Below are 22,085 nucleotides of genomic sequence, written 5' to 3' on the forward strand. Positions count from 1 at the left end.
TATTATATTATTAATCGTAATAAGGCACAAGTTTTATGCACTTTTTGCATTGACTATGCCTAACCTCGATATGTCTGCAAAACTCGCTATGGCGAGGTAATACAACATATAAACTCTTACATTCGCTACTTTGTAAAAAGCTGGCCGCACGAGAAATTTCAGGTGCTAGCTTTTGGCTATTTTCGGGGCTAAATTCTTTAAAACTGGGCAACACGCTAAGGTATTTTTTGCCGTTGTTTTCGATAGTTATTATGCCATCTTGAAAATAGAGATTTTTATCAAAATGCTTTCGAGTAATTTTACCATAAACAAACTGAGAAAACATAAAATCAGCATCAAAAATTAGCTCAAATTCACCATTTTTGTATAGCATTTGGATAAATTTTGCAGCTGGATGTTTTGGGTTAGAAACTATTTTATTTATATTTGTGAAATTTTTGCTTTTGTAGCAGTCAATCAGCGCATTTGAAGCCAAACAAAGAATAGCTGGTTTTGTATTTTTAAGTAAATTTATCTCTAAAAGCTGATTTAGCCTAGTTAAAAAAGCACTTTTTATAGAGCCAAATTTTGAAAAAGAGAGCGGAATTTGCATGCTCTCATCAACACAACTGTTGTATAAAACTAAAAAGTTGTAAGTTTTTTTAACTGGACTAAGTTTTTTGAAAATATTTGGAGTTATTTCGCCAATATCTAATGAGTGTCCATAGTTCATCTGTTAAGCTTTGCATCCAAATTCCTTGTCTAGTCCAAAGACTTTACAATACTCGCAAAACACGCAACTAACGCTTCTTTTGGCGCAAACTATGGGTATGTTACGCTTTTTGGCTTGTGTTTTTATGGTTTTCATCGTATTGTGGTTTAAAAAACTTGTTAGCATCACGACGCACTCTGTATCTTGTGGGATCGGCTTGCGATTTACACGGTTTTCATTTCGTGCATCCCAGTGCTCTATCTTTTGTGCTCCTAGATCGTGCAAAACTGCTTTTATCGGTGTGATCTCATCTGCGCCTATAACTAATACTGACATCTTGTTCTCCTGATTGTGTTTATTATTTTGATATTTGTTATTATAGAATAATAAAGCTAAATTTTTACTTAGTTATGATAGTTATTATCATAAAAATAAAAATTTTGTGTATTGTTTTTATTAAAATTTTTAAAAATGCATAGCAAAACTAGCCAAAAATTTGGCTAGTTAATTTAATTTAAATGTGATAGGAATTTTTACTCTTACATCGTTTGGAAGCTTTGGAAAGTCAACTGATGCGTGCTTTACAGTCTGTATGGCTGACTCATCAAGTATTTGTGTGCCAGATGAGCTTATAACCTCTATATTTGTAACATCTCCGTTTGATTTAAGCACAAAACGCACTTCACAAATGCCTTGTTTTCGCATTTTTATAGCATTCTTAGGGTATTTGTGGTGTTTTATAAGCGCACGACGGATTTGTTCAAAATTTTTATCTCCAGCAGAACTTTGCATATTATATTCGCCTATTGTTGGTGCAGCTGCTACATTTGTAGTGGTAGCAGGTGTAGCGGATGTCGTAGTTGGTGTTGATGCAACTATTGGTTGAGTTGGCGCTGGTGGGGCTTGAACTACTTTTTCTGGCTCAGCTGGCTTTGGTGTAGGTTTGGGCTTTTGTTTGGGTTTAGGCTTTGGCTTAGGTTCTGCCTTAGGTATAGGAGGTGGCGTAGGCTCTGGTGGTTTTATTACTGGAGGCTTTGGTGGGGTTGGTTCTGGTGGAGGCGGAGCTGGCGGTGCAATGACTGGCTCTGGCGCAAAAACCGGTGCTGTGATAGGCTTGAATGTGTTTAAATTTATTTTAAAAATTTTATCATCTGAGGGCTTTATCTCTAAAAATGGAGGTGCGTAAAATAGTGCTACCAAAAGTCCAGAGTGCAACAAAAATGAAACTATAAAACCGCTGCTGCTTGATACTTTAGTCAGTGACTGTTGTGATCGCAAAATTTTCATGTCCTTTTTCTTTGAGAATATCTATAACTTTGACAAAACTTTGAAATTTACTCTCTTTATCGCTCTTAAGTTCTATGAGTGTTGTTTTGTCGATATTTAAAAGTTGTGTTTTTAGTTCTTCATCTGCTACGATAGCATCATCGATAAAAATTTTATTATCTTTGTCGATGATGATTACGACTTTTTTCTCGTCTTTTTGCTCTTTTGAAGCGGAGTCAGCACTTGGCAGATCGACTTGAATTTTGCCCTGTGCGATAAATGTAGAGATGGATAGGACTATCGCTAGCAAAACAAGCATAATATCGATAAAAGGAACGACATTTAATCCATCTTTTTTATCAACTTTCATGAGTGGCCTTGTATCTGTTTAAAAGCACTTCTGCCTTTCTTGAGAGTCCGTTGTATATCATTAGGGTTGGGATAGCAACAAGAAGACCAAAAGCCGTTGCTTTAAGTGCAAGCGATAATCCAAGCATGATACTTTTTGTATCTATACCGCCGCTCATACCCATGTCATAAAATGTTATCATAATTCCAGCAACTGTGCCTAAAAGTCCGATATATGGGGCATTTGAGTATATTATGTATAGTGTGGTTAAATTTTTGGTGAGCGCCTCGTGTAAGGATTCGATATTTTTAAATGCGTTTATATCGACTTTTGAGTAGTATATAGCCCGCTCTATCGCATACCAAACAACTAAAAAACTCATAAGCCCAAGAATGGCTATGATGATGTAATCAACATTGTGTTTAAGAAATTCCATAAGTATCCTTAGAATTTTAAAATTTTGCGCCATTATATCTTATAATGATAATAGAAGTCAATAAAATATTTGTAAAATTTCTAAAAATATTAAAAATTTGTTAAAATTTAATAATTTAAGATGAAAATAATAATCAAATAGATATAATTCAGCCATTATTTAATAATAATTTTCATTTTTAAGGAGTTCAAGTGGGTTTTAAGACTGTTAAAATTTCACTCATTGCTACACTTTTTACAAGTGTTGCTTTTGGTGCGAACGATGTTTCGCTAGATAGTATAGAAATTACATCTACAGGGGGGGGATATGAGAATGTTGATGAAGCTAAAATCACAACTCGAAATGCTACACTTTTAAAAGATGTTTTTCGTGATATTCCAGGAGCTTATGTAGGTGGCACAAATGGTATGCACCAAAAAATTTATATGCGTGGCGTGAGTGACCGCGGTTTAAATATCACGATAGATGGTGCAAAACAAAATGGCTACAACTTTCACCACCATGCTGACTTGTTAATAGATCCTGAGCTTATGAAAGCAATTGAGGTAGAAGTTGGAGCACATTCTGTGGTAAATGGCACTGGTGCACTTGGTGGCTCGGTGGCGTTTAAAACAGTGGATGCAAGTGACCTTCTTGAAGATGGACAAGATATCGGTGCAAAGCTAAAAATGGGATATACTAGTAATAACGAAGGCTTTTCTCAATCAGCTATGGTATATGGTCGCGCATTTGATAGTCTAGATTTGCTTGCAGCATTTAAGCACTACGGATATGATTTTGGGAGATCTGGTAAAAAACATAAAATAGGTGGCGATGGAAACGATATAAACTACTTGTTTAAGGTTGGTTATAGCTTCCTAGATGCACATAAAATTTCCATTTCAAAAGAGCATATGCAATACAAGGGTATCTATCCATTCCGTGCGAATTTTGGGGTAGCAGGAAGCAACCCTACAGACAGCAAGTACGAGCGCGATACACATACTTTAAATTACAGTTTCGAGCCAGGCGATGATTTTAAGCTAGATACCACTATATATCATACAGATCATGCTTTAAGTACAAAAATAGGCGATATAGCGCAAATTGGGTCAAAAACTGTTGGCTCAAAAATAGGTGCAAGAAATAAATTTCAAACTGGAGATTTTTCTCATACTTTAAGATATGGCTTTGATTATTATAAAACAAAGAGTTATGCAAAGCCAGTAAATGGCACGCCAGAACAAGCAAATAACTACTCTGTTTATCTTGAAGATGCTATAAAATATGGTAACTTAACAGTAACGCCAGGTGTAAGATATGAAAGACATGAGCTAAAAAGCTATAATGGCTCTGGCGCTACTTTAAGCAAATATAAATATAAATTTGATAAAGTTAGTCCAGCTCTTGCGCTTGATTATAACATAGGTTGGGGCTTTAGTGCGTTTGCAAGTTATGCAAAAGTCTTTAAAGGACCGGATGTTATGGAGGGTATGTTTGCCTCAGGAACACATGTTTCAGGACGTGGAACAGTTGCTGCAAGCTATGTAGGAAACGATAACTTAAAGGCTACAACTGGAAATGCTTATGAGATCGGCGGTCGTTATAAAAACGAATTTGGCGAAAATTCATCTTTTAGTATCGTTGCAAAATACTTTAAAACAGAGTATAAAAATTTAATAAACGATGCAAATGCACAGCGTGGAGCTATCTCGACAAGTATCACTAGAACAAATGTAGGAGATGCCGATATAGACGGTGTTGAAATTTTTACGAAACTAAATGTTGATAATCTAGGGCTAACGGCTGGCTATACTCACCAAAGTGTAAAATATAAAAACAGAGTAGAAACAGTATCAAGAGGTAATAAAGCATATCTTAGCTCAACACTACTAGGTAAAAGAGACCAAGGTGATAAATACACATTTAATGCTGAATATGCTATACCGCAAGCTGATTTATTGTTGGGGTATAATTTATTATTTTTTAAATCAAAAAATACTGTTGCAGCCGATGACATTAAAGCTACAAATATAGCACTACCAAGCTATGCAGTAAGCGATATTTACGCTACATATATGCCAAGCAGTGGTCGATTTAAAGGACTTGAAGTGAATGCTGGAGTTTATAATTTATTTAATAAAACCTACGCTTCACACTCACAAGCTTCAAATGATCTTAACTCACTAATGACCGACTGGGAACCAGGCAGAAACTTTAAAATAAATGTTTCTTATAAATTTTAATCACTCGGGCGTATTTTACGCCCTATCACTCTAGCTCGCTAAGCAAATTTTGTAAGCTTATAGAGCCAAGATGAGCAAAAAGGGCATTTGAAGCACTGCTAAAATGCCCTCTTAAAAGTCCTTCTATCTGAGCGCCAAGCGGACAGGCAGAGGGTGAGTTTTCATGTATTTTAAATAAATTTTCACTACCATTTACAGCCTTAAAAATATCTAGCAAAGAGATCTCTCTCGCACTTCTAGCTAGGCTTATGCCGCCCACACCGGCTCGAGTGATGATAAGACCAGCTGATTTTAAAAGTGCGATGATTTGGCGCACTATCACGGGATTTGTCCCCACGGTATCAGCTAAAAACTCGCTCGTATTTTTCTCATCTTTAAAATACTGTGCACTCAAAAGTATATGAACAGCTATGCTAAATTTCTGTCCGACTTGCATTATTTTCCTAGTTTTAAATTACAACCAGCTTGGTTTTACTTCATCTATTATACCATCACTCATTGTAAATTGCTCTAAACTGCCAGTTTTTGCCTGAACGCAAAGAAATTTTATACCATCATTTGATGCCTTAAAGCACCTTTGTCCTTGCGGATCTATACGCACTGTATCGCCCTTTTTTAGCTCTATCTCATCGCCATCTATATAAAGCAACCCACTTCCTTCAAGCACGACATAAACCTCTTCATTTTGCTTGTGCGAATGCACAAATGGCACACTCGCATTTGCTGCTAGCTCATTTATAGAAATTTCACAGCCACTTAGGCCAAGGAGCTCTTTTAGCTCCACTCTTGGCTGGTTTTTGATATTTGCTATCTTGTAGTTTGACATTTTTGCTCCTTATTTTGAATTTACGCTAAAACGCTTTTGTATAAATTTCTCATTTTTTATCTCATCTATCATGGCTATTGCGTAGTCTGCATAGCTTATCACGCTCTTGCCGCACGAGTTTAGGCTAAATACCTCACCGCCAAGCACGTACTCCCCCGTGCGAGGCAGATCAGGCTCAAACTCAGCCGCAGGAGATAGATAGCTCCACTTCACATCGCTTCTCTTTCTAAGCTCGCTAAGCCCCTTTGCCATCGCGCCAGCTGTTGGTTTATACTCATCTGGAAACTCAGGCGTATCGATAAGCCGTGTCGTAAGGCTTTCATCAGTATATAAACTGCCCGCACCGCCCACAACTAAAAGACGAGTAGGCGTGCCACTTAGCAAGTCCGCAAGATGCAAAAGAGCGTCAGTGTGAAGGTGTCTAGTCTCATCGCTCCAAGTGCCAAATGCCGTGATAACCACATCAAATTTTGCCACATCATCTTTTTTCAAGCTCATGATATCCTTATAAAGTACCTCGGTTTTATCATTTTTATACTCTTTGTTTCGCACGATAGCTGTTACTTTGTATCCTTGAAGCAGTGCCTCATCTACAAGCTTGCTGCCTGCGTTGCCATTTGCGCCAATTATCGCTATGTTTTTCATCTTTGTTCCTTTTGGGTAAAATTTAGTTGTAAATATTTTTATTACAACTTATGGGCGAAGTATAACAAATTTTAGTTGTAATGTCAAGCCTTACAACTAAAATTTTACTTTTATTCTTGTGAAATGTAAAATATAGCCCCAAAATAAGGATAAAAAATGCAAAATCAAATATTTAGAATACTGAAATTAATCATAAAAAATAAATTTTAATAATTATCTTAATTATAATTATTAAAAAATCTATAATAGTTAGTTATAATAAAAACTATTTTTAGATAAAAAATTTAAGATATTTATAAATAGCTATAGTTTAAATTTAAATTAAGGAATTTAAGATGGCAAAGAAAAGATTGTATCTAGTCTATTTTAGTCCCAGCGGTTCGACTGAGAAAATCGTAAAGATGGTTGCAAATGAGATTGCAAATTTGGATGAATTTGAAGTAGAAAAGATTAACCTTTTGTACTCGGCAAATCGTAAGAAAAAATATCATTTTACAAAAGATGATTTGGTGGTTTTTGGCTGTGCGAGCGCCGGTAAGCTTTTTACGCTCTCAGAAGAGATGTTTGAATGCTTACAAGCAAAGGAGACGCCGTTTATTGGGCTTATAACTTATGGTAATGCATATTACGGCATAGCGATAAAAGAGATGTTTGAACGAGCAAATAAAAGCGGTTTTAGCGTCGTTTCGCTTGGAGCTTTTATATCAAGGCGTTCAATCGATATGAGCTTGGCTCATGATAGACCCGATGCTAGCGATTTAGAGATTATAAAAAATTTCGCAAAAAAATCGTATGAGAAATTTTTAAGCGGAGATTTTGCTTTGCATGATGAGCTAAAAACTGGCTGGGGCGATTGGGAGCTAGGAAAACAAGTCATCGCTTACAGGCAGGAGCACCCCGAAGTGCTTTACACGCTTCCGCCCGAATATAAATCCAAAGAAATTTCAGATGCTTGCAAAAAGTGTGGAACCTGCGTGAAAAACTGCCCGACTGACGCGATAGATATCGAAAACAAAATATTTGACCTTGATAAATGCATAGCCTGTTGGGCCTGTATAAATCGCTGATAAAATCAACAAGTAAAGAATTTATGGATATAGTGGATTCTTTTGTTAAGGCTTCAGGCAGAAGGCAAGAGCCGTCTTTGTTTTTTTAATTTTTCAGTGCTGATGTTTAAAAATTATTTATCAGCACTTTTTATCTTGTTAGCTTATAAGCAAATTTTACTTTAATCCTTACAAAAGCCCTAAAATAAGGATAAAATGCAAAATCAAGCATTTAAAACACTCAAACTAATCGCAAGTTAAATTTAAAAAAGCTATCACTCACATTTGCTCTGGTTATGGCTGAAAATGGGTTATTTCTAGTCTATCCTATCATCGCTGGTATTGCCATAGATGCCATCACTAAGGGGCAAACTATCTTGTGATAATATATGCTCTTATCGTCTTTGTAGGCTGGGGCGTAGGAGCGATTAGAAGGCGTGTGGATACGCAGGTATTTACAAGGATTTATGCTGATTTAGCCGTAAAAGTCATAATGAACGAAAAAGTCATTAAAAAGGACGACTTAATCATCGTCGTAGTTTATCAAGAAAGCTTGTAAATTTTTAAAAATCACTTCCCTGTGTTTTTACATCTGTTATATCGAATTTGGCTTGGCTTTTATGCTTTTGTTTGTCGAGTTTTACGTGGGTTTGGCGGCACTAGTTTTGCTTGTTATTTTTGCACTACTTTTACCAAAATATGTATCAAAAAATGATCATCTATACTTAAAGCTAAATAATCAAATAGAAAAAGAAGCAAGTCGCATAACAAACAGCGATGAGATCACGCTAAAAAGGCACTATGGGCTACTTTCGATGATACGGGTTAAAATTTCAAATCGTGAAGCGACTAGATTTTTCATCTAAGTTTTGATGATGCACCGAAATTGGTTGAAGAATTTAGTAAGCTAAAAGAGATCACAAAACGCGTTAATATCGAGATTGGCAGTGATTATTTATAATCCTTAATTAGATTTTAAATGAAATTTGGGCAATATTTAGCACTAAAAATTTAAATCAAAGTAAAACTAAGCATGAAAAACATAAGAAATTTTAGCATCATCGCCCACATTGACCATGGCAAATCAACTCTTGCTGACCGCCTTATCCAAGAGTGTGGAGCTGTTAGCGACCGCGAGATGAGTTCTCAGATAATGGACACAATGGATATCGAAAAAGAGCGTGGCATAACCATAAAAGCACAAAGTGTGCGACTAAACTACGCAAACGGTGGTGAAAATTATGTATTAAATTTAATCGACACACCGGGGCATGTGGATTTTAGCTACGAAGTATCTCGCTCACTTGCAAGTTGTGAGGGTGCTTTGCTTGTTGTTGATGCTTCTCAGGGTGTTGAAGCACAAACCATTGCAAATGTCTATATTGCCCTTGAAAATAACCTAGAAATCATACCAGTCATCAATAAAATCGACCTTCCAGCAGCAGATCCACAGCGTGTTAAGGACGAGATTGAACATATTATTGGACTTGATTGTAGCGGCGCGATCGAGGTTAGTGCCAAAAGCGGTATCGGTATAAAAGAGCTTTTAGAGGCGATCGTAAGCCGTGTGCCAGCGCCAGTATCACAAGAAAATGCCACTACAAAAGCGCTCATTTATGATAGCTGGTTTGACAACTACTTGGGCGCTTTGGCTTTGGTGCGTGTGTATGATGGAAAGATAGCTAAAAACGATGAAATTTTAGTTATGGGAACTGGCAAAAAGCATGTCGTTTTAGACCTAATGTATCCAAATCCAATCGCACCAGTAAAAACCCAGAGCATAACCGCTGGTGAGGTTGGGGTAGTCGTGCTTGGACTTAAAAATGTAAGTGATGTTCAAGTGGGTGACACCATAACGCTCGCAAAATCTCCGACAAAAGAGCCAGTAGGTGGCTTTGAGCGGGCAAAGCCATTTGTTTTTGCGGGACTTTATCCGATAGAAACGGATAAATTTGAAGACCTTCGCGACGCACTTGATAAGCTTAAACTAAATGACAGCTCGATAAGCTATGAGCCAGAGACCTCCATAGCGCTTGGCTTTGGCTTTCGTGTGGGATTTTTGGGACTGCTTCATATGGAGGTTATTAAGGAGCGTTTAGAGCGTGAGTTTGACCTTGATCTTATCGCCACGGCACCGACCGTTACATACGAAGTTGTGCAAACCGATGGGCAAATTTTACGCATACAAAACCCAAGCGAACTGCCAGTTGTAAATAAAATAGAGCATATCAAAGAGCCATATGTAAAATCAACAATCATCACTCCAAGTGAGTTTTTAGGCAACATCATCACGCTTTTAAACAACCGCCGCGGCATTCAAACAAAGATGGACTACATCACGCCAGAGCGTGTCTTACTCGAATACGATATACCAATGAACGAGATCGTTATGGACTTTTATGATAAGCTAAAATCAGCCACAAAGGGTTATGCAAGCTTTGACTATGAGCCAAGCGAGTACCGCATGGGAGATCTCGTTAAGCTTGATGTTCGCGTGGCTGGCGAGATCGTTGATGCCCTTTCCATCATCGTGCCAGAGAGCAAGGCGGCTACTAAAGGCAGGGATTTTGTTAAAGCGATGAAAGAGATAGTGCCAAGACAGCTTTTTGAAGTGGCGATACAAGCTAGTATCGGAAATAAAGTCATAGCACGCGAAACGGTTAAATCAATGGGTAAAAATGTAACTGCAAAGTGCTATGGTGGCGATATCACAAGAAAGCGAAAACTTCTTGAAAAGCAAAAAGAGGGTAAAAAACGCATGAAAGCTATCGGTAAGGTAAATTTACCGCAAGAGGCGTTTTTGTCGGTGTTAAAGATTGATTAGTACGGGCTTTAAAGGAAGCTTATGCCTTATATAAATATCAGAGTCACAAAAGAAAATGGCGAGCCAACGCAAGAACAAAAAGAGCAGCTTATAGGTGGAGTTACAGAGCTTTTTGAGCGAGTTTTAGGTCGTAGTGGTAAAAATGCGATTGTTATTATTGATGAGGTAAGTCCAGATGATTATGCTATTGGCGGAAAAAGCGTGGCTAAAATCCGTGCAAAAACTTTAAAAGAGGACTAAATTTAGCTTGAAATTTTAAATTTTAGGCTAGAATTTGGTTTTTATAAGCGGTTTTAAAAGGAGATTTATGAAGATTAAAATTTTACTTTTGTCTATTATTATGATGGTATTTATTGGTTGCTCAAGCACAAAGAGTATGTCTTGTAATGCATGCGGAGATGAAGGTATGCGAGTAGATGCTCACAATAAAATACTTTTTACCCATGTTATAGAGGTAGAAAATGACTGCTCGATTTGTTCAAAAGATGGCAGTAAAGTCTTTATAAATGGAGCTGGTTACGGTCAAAATGGCGCACTAAAATGCTGTCTTGAAAAAAATATGATAGATACAAATATTGGGCTTAAGAAGGTATATTTTCATCGTTTTACAGATGAGAGAAAGAGCGCTAGAAGTATCGTTTATACACGCAAAAATGGCACACAAACGGTCTTTAACTCAAATCCACGCCTTGAAGTGCTATTTTATATGTTCTTAGAGCATGAGCTAAAAAGCCGAGGTATAGTTGTGGTAGATACTCAAACATCGCCATATACATATAGACTTGACTTTAAATTTTATGGTTTAAAGGGTGATTATGATAGATCGGCTGAGTATCTTTCTGGTAGTATCAACGGTGAGTTTAGCCTTTCAAATATAAATCTTAAACGCCAGAAAAAAATAAATGCCCGCCAAGTTGTTGAAAAGCTTAAGGCGAGCGACTCTGATGACTTTGACTTTTTTGTTGCGCTTTTGGTTAAACAGCTTGCCATAAATGTCGCTGATGAAATTTCAAAACTTTAAAGGAATATGATGAAAAATTTACTATTTGTCTTAGTCCTTGTATTTTTTACAGGATGCTCTACAAAACAGACTTTTATATCATTAAAAGAGTATGTACCTTCACAAAGTATTAAGAGTGATAAAAAAGCCATTGTAATAGCTAGCGTAAATGATATGCGAACCAACAAAGATGTCGTTGCTACGATAGCTAGCGCAAGTGGGGAGATAAGCGAATATGTCGTTTTAAATAATGATGTTGCGATATATTTTAAAAATGCCCTTTTAAATGAGCTTAATTCTCGTGGTGTAAGTAGCAGCGGCGAAAATGCGGTAGTTGCGAATATAAATATCACTGAACTTAAAGCAAATATCAGTGGTTACGCAAGTGATAATACAAAAGCAAGTATCAAAGTAACGCTAAATGCAAGCCGTGGCAGTGAGACGATAACTAAAAATTTTGCTGATAATCAGACAAAATTTGAGCTTATACGAACTGGAGGCGCATTTTCTCCGATATTAAAAACGATGATAGATGATATGGTAAAACGCGTTGCAGATGGACTTATTTCGCTTTGAGATGTTTTGGCTGTGAGTGTTTTAGCCTAGCTTTTATATGCAACCAATGCGCTAGAAATTTCCAAGACTTTGACCTTAGTTTTAGGCAGGTCTCAGGGCTTAAGGTTTATACTTTTTATGACTATTCTGACATAAAAAGATTTATCCATGCAAAGCACAAAATGCAAGGTGGTTTTGCTTTAAAACACCTTGCCAAACTAAGTTTTGCAAAATTTGCAAGTGAGTTTAACCCAAATTTTACTTTAAATGCCATACCTATTGATGATAAAAATAAAAGTGGCTACTCCCATACAGCTATCTTAGCTCACGCTTTGCGTTCTAAGTTTATAAAGCCTATTTTTGGCGCTTTGCGTGCTACTTCAAGCGTAAGTTATAGTGGCAAGGATCTTAAATTTCGTCAGGAAAATCCTAGAAATTTTAAACTTTTAAAGCACCCAGCACATCCAGTAATCTTAGTTGATGATATCATAACTACTGGTACAACGCTGCTTGAAGCGCGTGATACTCTACAAAAAGTGGGCCGTGAAGTTGCATTCGGACTTGTTTTGGCTGATGCAAGATATTAAAATTTAAAAAGAAATTTTAGTAAAAATTAAATCAAAAAACTAACTCTTAGCAAGTTTTTATTAAATTTTAGCTAAAATCTATCCAGTTATTTTTAAGGATAAAAATGGAAGAAAATTTACTAAATTTAAACCAAGATATACAAAATATCGATATTGAAGAGTCGATAAAGGCAAGCTATCTTGACTATTCGATGAGCGTTATCATAGGAAGAGCGCTACCTGATGCGCGCGACGGATTAAAGCCTGTTCATAGGCGAATTTTGTATGCGATGCATAAGCTTGGTGTGCGAGCAAGTGCGAAGTATGTAAAGTCAGCTCGTATCGTGGGTGATGTCATCGGTAAGTATCATCCGCATGGCGATACAGCCGTTTATGACGCGCTTGTGCGTATGGCGCAAAGCTTTTCTATGCGCTATCCGAGTGTTGATGGGCAAGGAAACTTTGGCTCTATCGATGGTGACAGCGCGGCTGCGATGCGTTATACTGAAGCAAAGATGACAAAGCTTAGTGAGGAAATTTTAAGCGATATCGAAAAAGAGACTGTTGATTTCGTTCCTAACTACGACGGCAGTGAGATGGAGCCAGATGTGCTTCCAAGCCGCGTGCCAAATTTGCTACTAAACGGCTCAAGCGGTATCGCAGTAGGCATGGCTACAAACATTCCACCACACAGCCTAGATGAGCTTATCGATGGACTTTTGCTTGTGCTTGATAACAAAGATGCAAGCCTTGAAGAGATTATGCAACATATCAAAGGTCCAGACTTTCCAACTGGCGGTATTATTTTTGGCAAAAAGGGCATCATCGAAGCCTATCGCACGGGTCGCGGACGCGTTAAGGTGCGCGCCAAAACTCACATCGAGAAAAAGCCAAATAAAGATGTTATCGTCATCGACGAACTTCCGTATCAGACCAACAAAGCACGCCTAATCGAACAGATAGCCGAGCTTGTTAAAGAAAAGCAGATCGAGGGCATAAGTGAGGTGCGCGACGAGTCTGATCGCGAAGGTATTCGCGTCGTCATCGAGCTAAAACGCGACGCTATGAGTGACATCGTGCTAAATAACTTATTTAAATCAACCACGATGGAGAGTACTTTTGGCGTTATAATGCTTGCGATTGATAACAAAGAGCCAAAAATTTTCAGCCTTCTTGAGCTATTAAAGCTATTTTTAAATCACCGCAAGACGATCATCATTCGCAGAACGATATTTGAACTAGAAAAGGCAAAGGCTAGAGCACACATTTTAGAGGGCTTAAAGATCGCGCTTGATAACATCGACGCGGTTATAAATCTTATTAGAAATAGCGCAGATACAGCAACCGCCCGTGCAGGTCTTATGGAAAATTTCGGTCTTAGCGAGCTTCAAGCAAACGCAATCCTTGATATGCGCCTTAGCAAGCTTACAAACCTTGGACGCGACGAGATCGAGAGCGAGCTAAAAGCACTTCTTGAAGAGATCGAGCGACTAAGTAAGATTTTAAAGAGCGAAGAACTACTTGAAAATATCATAAGAGAAGAGCTAACTGAAATTCGCTCAAAATTTAAAGTCCCACGCATCACTGAGATCGTTGATGACTACGATGACATCGACATTGAAGATCTTATACCAAATGAAAATATGGTAGTTACTATTACGCATCGTGGTTACATCAAGCGCGTACCTAGCAAGCAGTATGAAAAGCAAAAGCGCGGCGGCAAGGGCAAGGTCGCAGTCACCACATACGATGATGACTTTATCGAGAGCTTCTTTACGAGCAACACGCACGATACACTGATGTTTGTAACTGATCGTGGACAGCTTTACTGGTTAAAAGTCTATAAAATTCCAGAGGGTAGTCGCACGGCAAAGGGCAAAGCTGTGGTAAATTTAGTCCAGCTTCAAGCCGATGAGAAGATTATGGCGATAATCCCAACTACTGATTTTAGTGAGAGTAAGTCGCTTGCATTCTTTACTAAAAACGGTATCGTAAAGCGCACAAATTTAAGTGAGTTTAAAAACATTAGAAGCATTGGCGTAAGAGCCATCAGCCTTGATGAAAATGATGAGCTAGTTACAGCTCTCATTGTTGAAAACGATGATGACTTTTTGCCAAATGAGAACGAAAACGAAAACGATGAATCGCAAAATGTAGAAATTTTAGCAACCGAGGTTGAAGCCGATGAAAACGGTGATCTTATAAGCCTTGAGGGCGAAGAAAATGGCGAGAAAATGCTATTTATCGTTACTAAAAAAGGCATGTGTCTTAAATTTAATGTGAGCAAAGTTCGCCAAATGGGACGAACAGCACGCGGTGTAACAGGCATTAAATTTAAAGAGAAGGGCGATGAGGTGGTCGGTGCTGCCGTGATCGAAAACAATGCGCAAGAGGTGTTAAGCATCTCTCAAAAGGGTATCGGCAAGCGCACAACAGCTGATGAGTATCGTTTAACAAATCGCGGTGGTAAGGGTGTTATCTGTATGAAGCTAAATAACCGCACAGGCGATTTGATAGGCGTTGTAATGGTTGATGATGATATGGATTTGATGGCTCTTACAACAAGTGGCAAGATGATACGCGTTGATATGCAAAGTATCCGCAAAGCAGGGCGAAATACAAGCGGTGTTATCGTAGTAAATGTCGATGGAGACGATGTTGCAAGTATTGCAAGATGTCCAAAGGCAGAAGAGGATGATGGCGAGTTTGATGATGGCGAAGCAAGCCTTTTGGATGAGTAAAATTTAAAGGAAGTGTGATGATAGTTAAAATTTTTGCCGCGATTTTACTAGCGATTTTAACGAGTGGGTGCTCGTTTAACGGCTTTGTGGGCAATGATGATGTTGCAAAGCGTAATGTCGTGATACAAAAGATAGATAAAGATGACCTTAGAGAAGTTATGAAAAAAGAGAAGATGATATACGACACGGCGCCAGTTGAAGTAAGTTTTGCTGCGATAGGTGAGGGTATAGCCCCTACAAATGCTATCTCATATGCGCAGGCTCAAACCCTTGCAAAGCGCGCTGCTGTCGCTGATGCACAGGCACAACTTGCTGGCAAGCTTTATGGCGTGAAAGTAAATGGACAAGACACTGTGCGCGATGCGATGCTAAAAGATAGCTCGATTACTACTAAAGTTCAAGGGCTTGTAAAAAACGCTCGTATCAAAGAAGAAGGCTTTAAAAACGGGCTTTATAGGGTTGAGATGGAGCTTAGGATAGATCAAAATAAGTGGAACGAAGTCTTTGCTTACTGATACTTTTAGCATCTGGGATTTGGGCTGAACAGCTGATATTTTCAGCCCAAGTCGATGTTACAAATGCCTCTTTATCAAGACAGGCTATAAGTATTACAACATCACACATACAGTTAAAAAATGCAAATTTTAAATATCTTTGTGAGATAAAAAATGAAGATAACAATAGTGATATAGAGGCATTTTTAAACACTTACAAAGAGGAGTTGCTTGATTGTTTTATATTGTATAAAGCTAGGGTAAAAAGCAAGATTATAAAAAGCGAAGAAAATGTAAAGAAAACACTAAATTTACGCGTGCTTCCAACAAGATTTATCATAGATTTTAAACCAAAACTAGCCATTATTAAGACTATTTCAATAAAGGGGGATAGATGAAAATTCTCATCGTTGAAGATGATATAAATATGCGAAAATCACTAGAAATAGCACTTAGCGACTATGATGAGTTTGAAATTTCTAGTGTTAAGAGTGCGATAGAAGCCCTAAAAAAGCTTGATAGTATCGCTCCAGAACTCATCATAACCGATATAAATATGCCTGGCATGGACGGAATAGAGTTTATAAAAGAGCTTGATGGTAAATTTGATGTCATTATAATGACAGGAAACGCTACTTTAAACAAGGCCATAGAGAGCGTAAGACTTGGTGTAAAGGACTTTTTAACAAAGCCTTTTGATGTTGAGACACTTTATCATGCTATAAAAAGAGTTGAAATTTTAAAAGAGAAGATGCCGCATAAAAAAACTAAAACAGAAGAAATTAATAGCGAGTTTATAGCCTCATCAAAAGCACTTCAAGAAGCACAAAATATCGCACTAAAAGCCGCAAAAACAGACGCTAGTATCATGCTTATGGGTCAAAGTGGTGTTGGAAAGGAAGTTTTTGCAAATTTTATACACAAAAACTCAAAACGAAAAGATGCACCTTTTATAGCCATAAATATGGCCGCCATACCAGATAATTTGATAGAAAGCGAGCTTTTTGGCTTTGAAAAAGGAGCATTTACGGACGCAAGTGCCAGCAAAAAGGGTCTTTTTGAGCTGGCAAATGGCGGAACTTTGTTTTTAGACGAGATAGGCGAAATGCCAATCAATTTACAACCAAAACTACTTCGAGCACTTCAAGAGCGCGAAATTTCAAGACTCGGTGCAACTAAACCCATAAAGATAGATGTTCGCATAATAAGCGCTACAAATGCTAATTTAGACGAGCTTATAAAAGAGGCAAAATTTAGAGAAGATTTATATTATAGACTAAATACCATCCCTGTTTTAATACCTCCGCTTCGTGAGCGAAAAGAGGAGATAATGCCGCTTGCCAACCATTTTTTAAGCCTAAACTGCAAAGAATTTGGTGTAGGTAAGAAAAGTTTTGCAAAATCAGCCATAAAAGAGCTTGAAAGCTACAACTTCCCGGGCAATATAAGAGAGCTGATCTCTGTCGTGCAAAGGGCAGTGATTTTAAGCGAGGGAGATGAAATTTCAGCACAAGATTTATTTTTACAAGCTAGAAGCGTGAAAGATTGAATTTGTGTAAAATTTGAGATAAATTTAAAAAATTTTAATTTTGTTTGTAAAATTTTGGTGTAATATTTAAAAAAAGTTGTAAAATAGTCGTAAATCAATAAAAAAGGATTAAGATGAGAAAATTTAATATCGCAGTCGTGGGCGCAACTGGTGCCGTTGGGGAGGAAATTTTTAATGTTTTGGCTGAGCTTGACTTTCCGGTGGGCGAAGTTTTGCCACTTGCAAGTGCCAAAAGTGCTGGAAGTCAGATAGAATTTAAAGGTAAAAACTATAAAGTAAAAGAGCTTACAGACGCTGTTTGGCAAGAGCATGATATAGATATAGCATTTTTTAGTGCAGGCGGTTCAGTTTCTGAGCGTTTTGCTCCAGCTGCGGCGGCAAGCGGTGCGGTCGTGATAGACAATACAAGCCATTTTCGTATGCAGCCAAATGTCCCGCTCGTAGTGCCTGAGTGCAACCCGTCAGACATAGCACTTTACAAGGAAACCGGCATCATAGCAAATCCAAACTGCTCGACCATCCAAATGGTGCAAATTTTAAAGCCGCTTGATGATGCTTTTGATATAGAGCGCGTAGATGTGGCGACCTATCAGGCAGCAAGTGGTGCTGGCAAGGAAGGCATGGAGGAGCTTGTGCTACAGCTTCAAAAATTCTTTGAGTTTAAGCTTGATGAGTGCGAAGCGAAGGTATTTGCGCATCAGCTAGCGTTTAATGTCATACCTCATATTGATGTATTCTTGGATAATGATTATACAAAAGAAGAGATGAAAATGGTAAATGAAACGCAGAAAATTTTGCATAAAAATATCGAAGTTTCGGCAACTTGTGTTCGTGTGCCAGTGCTAAGAAGCCACTCAGAAGCCATCACGATCCACTTTAAAAACAGCGTAGATGCTAATCGTGCGCGTGAAATTTTACGCAACGCACCAAGCGTAGTCGTAGTCGATGAGCCATCTAAGAAAAAGTATCCAATGCCGCTTATTTCAAGCGATACTAACGAAACTTATGTGGGCAGAATTCGCAAAGACAACTACCGAGATAATGTCCTTCATCTTTGGTGCTCGGCTGATCAGATTCGCGTAGGTGCAGCAACAAATGCCGTCAGGATCGCACAAAAGTGGATCGAGCTACAAGACTAAACTCGCACAAGTTAATTTGACCGCTCTTTGGGCGGTCTTTTGCAAAATTTAAATTTTCTAACTTGATATTCTATTTTTTATTTACCCCATCAGTTATTTTTCTAGCTTTTTGTCAATAATGAGCTAGTAAAATTTGATAAGTTTATGTCTAAATAGTTCATGTGATACTTGCAAGTCTATTCTAAACAAGGCTCGCTAACTATTAAAGTTATTGATAAAAGTAGGCAAAGTAGGTTTTTTATGCTAATTGGTAGAAAAATTAAAATTTACCTAAAATTAACTCTGTAAATATCTTAGTTATTTGACAGTGTTTATAAAATTTGGATAGATCTGCTATAAATTTTTGCTAAAAATGCTCTCTTTTTTAATTATTTTTTTTAATTAACTAATGCCACGAAACTTATGTGCTAAATTGATTACAATGCTAAAGTATGTAAAATTTTTTCAAACTGTACGCCATACCAAGTTTTATTTGGATCTTGCAGTGTAGCTTTTATACTCTCTACAACAAAATTTGCAGCTCTTTTTATCGCTTCCTCTTTACTAAAACCAAGCACTAGCGAGCCAAAAAGCACAGAGGCAAATATATCTCCAGTTCCGCTTGTTTTTAGTGGAAGTAGTTCATGAAAGTATTCGCATTGATTGTTTCTTTTTGTATCAAGCGCTATAACACCACAGCTATTTTTAGTGTAGCTTATGCCTTTTAGGACGATTTTTGAGGCGCCTATTTGTGCTAAGCGAGATAAAATTTCATCGATATAGCCCTTATCGTAGCCATCATTTTTATACTCCATACCACACATTGCGGTTGCTTCTGTGAGATTTGGCGTTATGACATCAGCTTTTTTGCAAAGTTCGCGCATTGCCATTGCAAAATTTTGATCAAAGCCAGGATATAGCTTGCCGTTATCGCCCATACAAGGATCAACAAGTATGATTTGATTGTCTTGTTTAAACTCATCAAGGAGTTTTGCCATGATCTCAAGTTGCTTAAAACTACCCAAAAAACCAGTATATATACCATCAAAATTTATATTTTCACTTTTCCATGTGTTGCAAATTTTTTCAATCTCATCGGTTAAATCGCAAAAAGTAAAATTTTTAAAACCCGTATGCGTTGAAAGCACTGCCGTTGGTAAGATACAAGTTTCTATCCCAAGTGCACTAATAACAGGTAGTGCCACTGTAAGTGAGCATTTGCCAACACACGATATGTCTTGTATGGTTAAAATTCGCTTCATTACTCCTGCCTAATCTTATAAAAATTTACTCCAGCCACACTGACTTTATGGACTTTGCCTTGATCTATAAGTGTGGCTAGGTTTTGTTTTGATGACTCGCTAAAATTTTCACTCACATTTGCTTGGCTTTGTGGTCTGCGAGATAAAGTTTGTAAAATTTCATCACAGCTAAAGTTATAAATTTCTGTGCTTTTTTGGGCTTTGGCTAGCACAACTGGTACATTTTTTATAAATCCAGCAAGCTCGTTTAAGCGCTCATAACTCACGCTTTTTACAGGATATGCTGGAGGCCTGTCTATGCTGCTTATATCGACCCTATCAGGAGCTATAAAATTTATGGCTTCATTTAATGCTAAAAACTCGCTTTGCTTGTCATTAAAACCAGCAACGACTAGTATCTCAAGTACAAGTAAGCCCTGAAAATTTTTACGAAAATCTGCCATTGCTTTGATGATATTTTTAATATCTAGTCCGCTTTTATCACGATCTATCTTTTTAAAGGTGCTTTGTATTGCACTATCAAGGCTAAATTTTACTATGTCAAGATCTTTTAATGAGCTGCAAATTTTGGGATTTAGTGCGCCAGTGCCATTACTTAGTATGAGTAGTTTTTTGTCTGTTTTTACTAAATTTAGCTCAGTTATTAGCTCTTTTAGGTGTAGATAAAGAGTTGGCTCTCCATTTGCGCTTATGGTTATAACATCGATATTTGGATGAGTTTTTAGGGCTTTTTTTACCTCAGTTATGATATCTGCTACACTTGGAGGGTCTGGTATGAAATTTCTAGGCTTTGCCCCCTTTAGCTCGCAATAAACACAGTCAAAGTTGCATGACTTTTCCTTTGGACTCAGGTCTATACCTAGGCTCATACCAAAACGGCGTGAATTTATCGGACCAAAAACTACACTCAAACTACGCCCTTGCACTTTTTTCTTGAACTTGCTTGATGAAGTACTTAGCATGCTCTACAGGTATGTCTGGTAAGATACCATGACCTAGGTTAAATATATGTGGCGTGCCTTTCATTATGCTTAAAATTTCATCTATGCCCTCATCAATAGCTCTTTTGCTATAAAGACGAGTTGGTTCCATATTTCCTTGCAAAACATAGCGTGGGCTTAGGTCTGACTTTGCAAGGTCGATAGGCGTACTCCAATCTACTCCAAAAACATCAAAATTTCCGCTTATCTTATCTAAATATCCGCTTATGCCTTTTGGAAAGACGATGACTGGAAAGTCTGGAAATTCTGCTTTTATGGCATCTACGATACGCAAGATGTAGCTCCAGCTAAACTCAAAAAAGGCACTCTCTTCAAGTGCGGCCGCCCAGCTGTCAAAAATTTGTATCGCATTTACGCCAGCTTTTATCTGTGCCTTTGCATAGCCGATACAGGCTGTTGTGACCTTGTCTAAAATTCTATGAAGTAGCTCAGGGTCGCTGTATAACATCTTTTTACAGATTGCGTAAGTTTTTGTGCCTTGCCCTTCTATCATATAGGTAGCTAGCGTCCATGGCGCACCCAAAAAGCCAATGAGCGCCTTGTCGTTAGCTAAATTTTGTCTAGTTAAGCCTATCGTATCATATACATAGCTTAGATTTTTAACCGCAAGTTCGCTGTCTAGCTTATCAAGGTCAGACTGTGTTTTTATCGGTGCGTCAAAGACAGGACCTTCGCCTTTTATAAATTTTAGCCCCATACCCATTTCAAGCGGCACTACAAGGATGTCGCTAAAAAGTATAGCTGCGTCAACGCCTAAAATTTCTACAGGCTGTATAGTAACCTCACTTGCTTTTTTGTAGTCTTTGCAAAGACTTAAAAAATCGCTGGCTTGGGCTCTTACTGCCATATATTCAGGTAGATATCGACCAGCTTGTCGCATCATCCAAACAGGAGTGTATGGGGTTGGTTTTTTTAAACATGCGTCAATAAATATCATAAATTTCCTTTTTTGTAAATTTTAGTGATGACCTTTGTGTAGGAAGTAAAGTCCTATACAAAGTGCTAGGATCGAACCAGCAAGATATAACATCTCAACTGGTGTAGTAAAGTTTGTATGTAAAACTCGCTGGAAAAAATTTACGATTAGCACCATTACGATAACTTTTGCAAGTTTATCTTTTAGCTCATCAAGTGAATGTACCTCTAAGACATTTAAATTTTGGCTGTCTTTTAGTTCTTTTATTGGGCTTATGAAAAGCTCATAAATGCCAAAGCCAAAAATAAAAAGTACAAGTGCCATAAGATAAAGATCTATCGCTCCAACGATTGCCCCAACCACATCTGAGTGGAAATTTTCAGGGTGTATGCCTTTAAAAAAGTAAGCATAAATATCGCCAAAAACGACGATAACATCGTAGCTTGCGATGATAAATAGCACTATGGCGCCTAATATACAAAAAACTACTGGTAAGACGGTAAACATATTACTCGCCAACATCAATCTCTCAAACAAACTCTTTAACATTTTTTTCCTTATTAGTTTAAATTTTG

Annotated in this window: 27 protein-coding genes; 15 read left to right on the top strand and 12 right to left on the bottom strand. The window is 37.7% G+C overall.

Translation table 11 applies throughout. The features are described 5' to 3' along the window. Positions 1-10 precede the first annotated feature (10 nt). The 5 genes from U5B17_RS06515 to exbB form a co-directional block, all read right to left on the bottom strand. Positions 11-712 carry a hypothetical protein gene (locus U5B17_RS06515; protein WP_430804544.1) on the bottom strand — a complete coding sequence of 234 codons (702 nt, stop codon included), beginning with the start codon at positions 710-712 and terminating at the stop codon, positions 11-13. A gap of 3 nt (positions 713-715) precedes the next feature. After that, on the bottom strand, positions 716-1,027 hold the full coding sequence (locus tag U5B17_RS06520; protein ID WP_430804545.1) for a DUF2325 domain-containing protein: 312 nt from the start codon (positions 1,025-1,027) through the stop codon (positions 716-718). A gap of 168 nt (positions 1,028-1,195) precedes the next feature. Beyond that, positions 1,196-1,978, bottom strand: a complete 783-nt coding sequence (locus U5B17_RS06525; RefSeq protein ID WP_430804546.1) for an energy transducer TonB — start codon at positions 1,976-1,978, stop codon at positions 1,196-1,198. Then, positions 1,944-2,327 (bottom strand): TonB system transport protein ExbD, encoded by a 384-nt coding sequence (gene exbD, locus U5B17_RS06530; RefSeq protein WP_230057063.1) that lies wholly within the window; start codon positions 2,325-2,327, stop codon positions 1,944-1,946. The genes U5B17_RS06525 and exbD overlap by 35 nt, the downstream gene beginning before the upstream one ends. Next, positions 2,317-2,742: a TonB-system energizer ExbB gene (gene exbB / locus U5B17_RS06535; protein ID WP_230057064.1), complete on the bottom strand. Its 426-nt coding sequence runs from the start codon at positions 2,740-2,742 to the stop codon at positions 2,317-2,319. Before exbB ends, exbD begins: the two co-directional genes overlap by 11 nt. 191 nt (positions 2,743-2,933) lie before the next feature. Here exbB and U5B17_RS06540 point away from each other — a divergent pair, with 191 nt between their 5' ends. Continuing rightward, positions 2,934-4,967, top strand: a complete 2,034-nt coding sequence (locus U5B17_RS06540) for a TonB-dependent receptor domain-containing protein (protein ID WP_430804547.1) — start codon at positions 2,934-2,936, stop codon at positions 4,965-4,967. A gap of 25 nt (positions 4,968-4,992) precedes the next feature. Here the strand turns inward: U5B17_RS06540 and U5B17_RS06545 are convergent, their stop codons facing one another. Genes U5B17_RS06545 through U5B17_RS06555 form a run of 3 tightly spaced genes read right to left on the bottom strand, consistent with a single transcriptional unit; the run spans position 4,993 to position 6,438 of the window. After that, positions 4,993-5,403, bottom strand: a complete 411-nt coding sequence (locus U5B17_RS06545) for an Rrf2 family transcriptional regulator (protein WP_430804548.1) — start codon at positions 5,401-5,403, stop codon at positions 4,993-4,995. A gap of 18 nt (positions 5,404-5,421) precedes the next feature. Next, positions 5,422-5,793 (bottom strand): cupin domain-containing protein, encoded by a 372-nt coding sequence (locus U5B17_RS06550; RefSeq protein WP_430804549.1) that lies wholly within the window; start codon positions 5,791-5,793, stop codon positions 5,422-5,424. A 9-nt stretch (positions 5,794-5,802) separates the two neighbouring features. After that, positions 5,803-6,438, bottom strand: coding sequence for an NAD(P)-dependent oxidoreductase (locus tag U5B17_RS06555; RefSeq protein ID WP_430804550.1), 636 nt, complete (start codon positions 6,436-6,438; stop codon positions 5,803-5,805). Between the two features lie 335 nt (positions 6,439-6,773). On the opposite strand from U5B17_RS06555, the gene U5B17_RS06560 reads away from it, so the two are divergent. The 14 genes from U5B17_RS06560 to U5B17_RS06625 all read left to right on the top strand — a co-directional run bounded on the left by U5B17_RS06560 (position 6,774) and on the right by U5B17_RS06625 (position 18,352). Continuing rightward, positions 6,774-7,505, top strand: coding sequence for a 4Fe-4S binding protein (locus tag U5B17_RS06560; RefSeq protein WP_430804551.1), 732 nt, complete (start codon positions 6,774-6,776; stop codon positions 7,503-7,505). Between the two features lie 275 nt (positions 7,506-7,780). Further along, complete coding sequence (locus U5B17_RS06565) at positions 7,781-7,867, top strand: hypothetical protein (RefSeq protein ID WP_430804649.1); 87 nt, start codon at positions 7,781-7,783, stop codon at positions 7,865-7,867. Continuing rightward, positions 7,864-8,043 (top strand): ABC transporter six-transmembrane domain-containing protein, encoded by a 180-nt coding sequence (locus U5B17_RS06570; RefSeq protein WP_430804552.1) that lies wholly within the window; start codon positions 7,864-7,866, stop codon positions 8,041-8,043. Before U5B17_RS06565 ends, U5B17_RS06570 begins: the two co-directional genes overlap by 4 nt. A gap of 91 nt (positions 8,044-8,134) precedes the next feature. Continuing rightward, positions 8,135-8,350, top strand: coding sequence for an ABC transporter six-transmembrane domain-containing protein (locus tag U5B17_RS06575; RefSeq protein WP_430804553.1), 216 nt, complete (start codon positions 8,135-8,137; stop codon positions 8,348-8,350). A gap of 167 nt (positions 8,351-8,517) precedes the next feature. Beyond that, positions 8,518-10,308 (top strand): translation elongation factor 4, encoded by a 1,791-nt coding sequence (gene lepA, locus U5B17_RS06580; RefSeq protein ID WP_430804554.1) that lies wholly within the window; start codon positions 8,518-8,520, stop codon positions 10,306-10,308. Positions 10,309-10,329: 21 nt separating this feature from the next. Beyond that, the gene (locus tag U5B17_RS06585) at positions 10,330-10,548 is read left to right on the top strand and encodes a tautomerase family protein (RefSeq protein ID WP_430804555.1); all 219 of its coding nucleotides are present in this window, start codon (positions 10,330-10,332) and stop codon (positions 10,546-10,548) included. Between the two features lie 67 nt (positions 10,549-10,615). Next, the gene (locus U5B17_RS06590) at positions 10,616-11,329 is read left to right on the top strand and encodes a hypothetical protein (protein WP_430804556.1); all 714 of its coding nucleotides are present in this window, start codon (positions 10,616-10,618) and stop codon (positions 11,327-11,329) included. Between the two features lie 9 nt (positions 11,330-11,338). Continuing rightward, complete coding sequence (locus tag U5B17_RS06595; protein ID WP_430804557.1) at positions 11,339-11,884, top strand: YajG family lipoprotein; 546 nt, start codon at positions 11,339-11,341, stop codon at positions 11,882-11,884. Next, a complete protein-coding gene (locus U5B17_RS06600; protein WP_430804558.1) occupies positions 11,881-12,450 on the top strand; it encodes a ComF family protein in 570 nt (189 codons plus the stop codon). The genes U5B17_RS06595 and U5B17_RS06600 overlap by 4 nt, the downstream gene beginning before the upstream one ends. Before the next feature lie 104 nt (positions 12,451-12,554). Continuing rightward, the gene (gene gyrA, locus U5B17_RS06605) at positions 12,555-15,170 is read left to right on the top strand and encodes a DNA topoisomerase (ATP-hydrolyzing) subunit A (RefSeq protein WP_430804559.1); all 2,616 of its coding nucleotides are present in this window, start codon (positions 12,555-12,557) and stop codon (positions 15,168-15,170) included. A gap of 17 nt (positions 15,171-15,187) precedes the next feature. Next, positions 15,188-15,685, top strand: a complete 498-nt coding sequence (locus U5B17_RS06610) for an LPP20 family lipoprotein (protein ID WP_430804560.1) — start codon at positions 15,188-15,190, stop codon at positions 15,683-15,685. Further along, on the top strand, positions 15,661-16,062 hold the full coding sequence (locus U5B17_RS06615) for a hypothetical protein (protein ID WP_430804561.1): 402 nt from the start codon (positions 15,661-15,663) through the stop codon (positions 16,060-16,062). Before U5B17_RS06610 ends, U5B17_RS06615 begins: the two co-directional genes overlap by 25 nt. Beyond that, on the top strand, positions 16,059-17,213 hold the full coding sequence (locus tag U5B17_RS06620; RefSeq protein WP_430804562.1) for a sigma-54-dependent transcriptional regulator: 1,155 nt from the start codon (positions 16,059-16,061) through the stop codon (positions 17,211-17,213). Before U5B17_RS06615 ends, U5B17_RS06620 begins: the two co-directional genes overlap by 4 nt. A 113-nt stretch (positions 17,214-17,326) precedes the next feature. Continuing rightward, positions 17,327-18,352 carry an aspartate-semialdehyde dehydrogenase gene (locus tag U5B17_RS06625; RefSeq protein ID WP_430804563.1) on the top strand — a complete coding sequence of 342 codons (1,026 nt, stop codon included), beginning with the start codon at positions 17,327-17,329 and terminating at the stop codon, positions 18,350-18,352. 416 nt (positions 18,353-18,768) lie between these two features. On the opposite strand, the gene U5B17_RS06630 is transcribed toward U5B17_RS06625, so the two are convergent. Genes U5B17_RS06630 through U5B17_RS06645 form a run of 4 tightly spaced genes read right to left on the bottom strand, consistent with a single transcriptional unit; the run spans position 18,769 to position 22,059 of the window. Next, positions 18,769-19,593 carry a pyridoxamine kinase gene (locus U5B17_RS06630; protein ID WP_430804564.1) on the bottom strand — a complete coding sequence of 275 codons (825 nt, stop codon included), beginning with the start codon at positions 19,591-19,593 and terminating at the stop codon, positions 18,769-18,771. Next, positions 19,593-20,504 carry a radical SAM protein gene (locus tag U5B17_RS06635; protein WP_430804565.1) on the bottom strand — a complete coding sequence of 304 codons (912 nt, stop codon included), beginning with the start codon at positions 20,502-20,504 and terminating at the stop codon, positions 19,593-19,595. The genes U5B17_RS06630 and U5B17_RS06635 overlap by 1 nt, the downstream gene beginning before the upstream one ends. Position 20,505: 1 nt before the next feature. Further along, positions 20,506-21,531 carry a uroporphyrinogen decarboxylase gene (hemE, locus tag U5B17_RS06640; protein ID WP_430804566.1) on the bottom strand — a complete coding sequence of 342 codons (1,026 nt, stop codon included), beginning with the start codon at positions 21,529-21,531 and terminating at the stop codon, positions 20,506-20,508. Positions 21,532-21,552: 21 nt separating this feature from the next. Continuing rightward, positions 21,553-22,059: a YqhA family protein gene (locus U5B17_RS06645; RefSeq protein WP_430804567.1), complete on the bottom strand. Its 507-nt coding sequence runs from the start codon at positions 22,057-22,059 to the stop codon at positions 21,553-21,555. Positions 22,060-22,085: the final 26 nt, after the last annotated feature.

The sequence above is a fragment of the Campylobacter australis genome, from assembly GCF_050586305.1.
Lineage (GTDB): Bacteria > Campylobacterota > Campylobacteria > Campylobacterales > Campylobacteraceae > Campylobacter_A.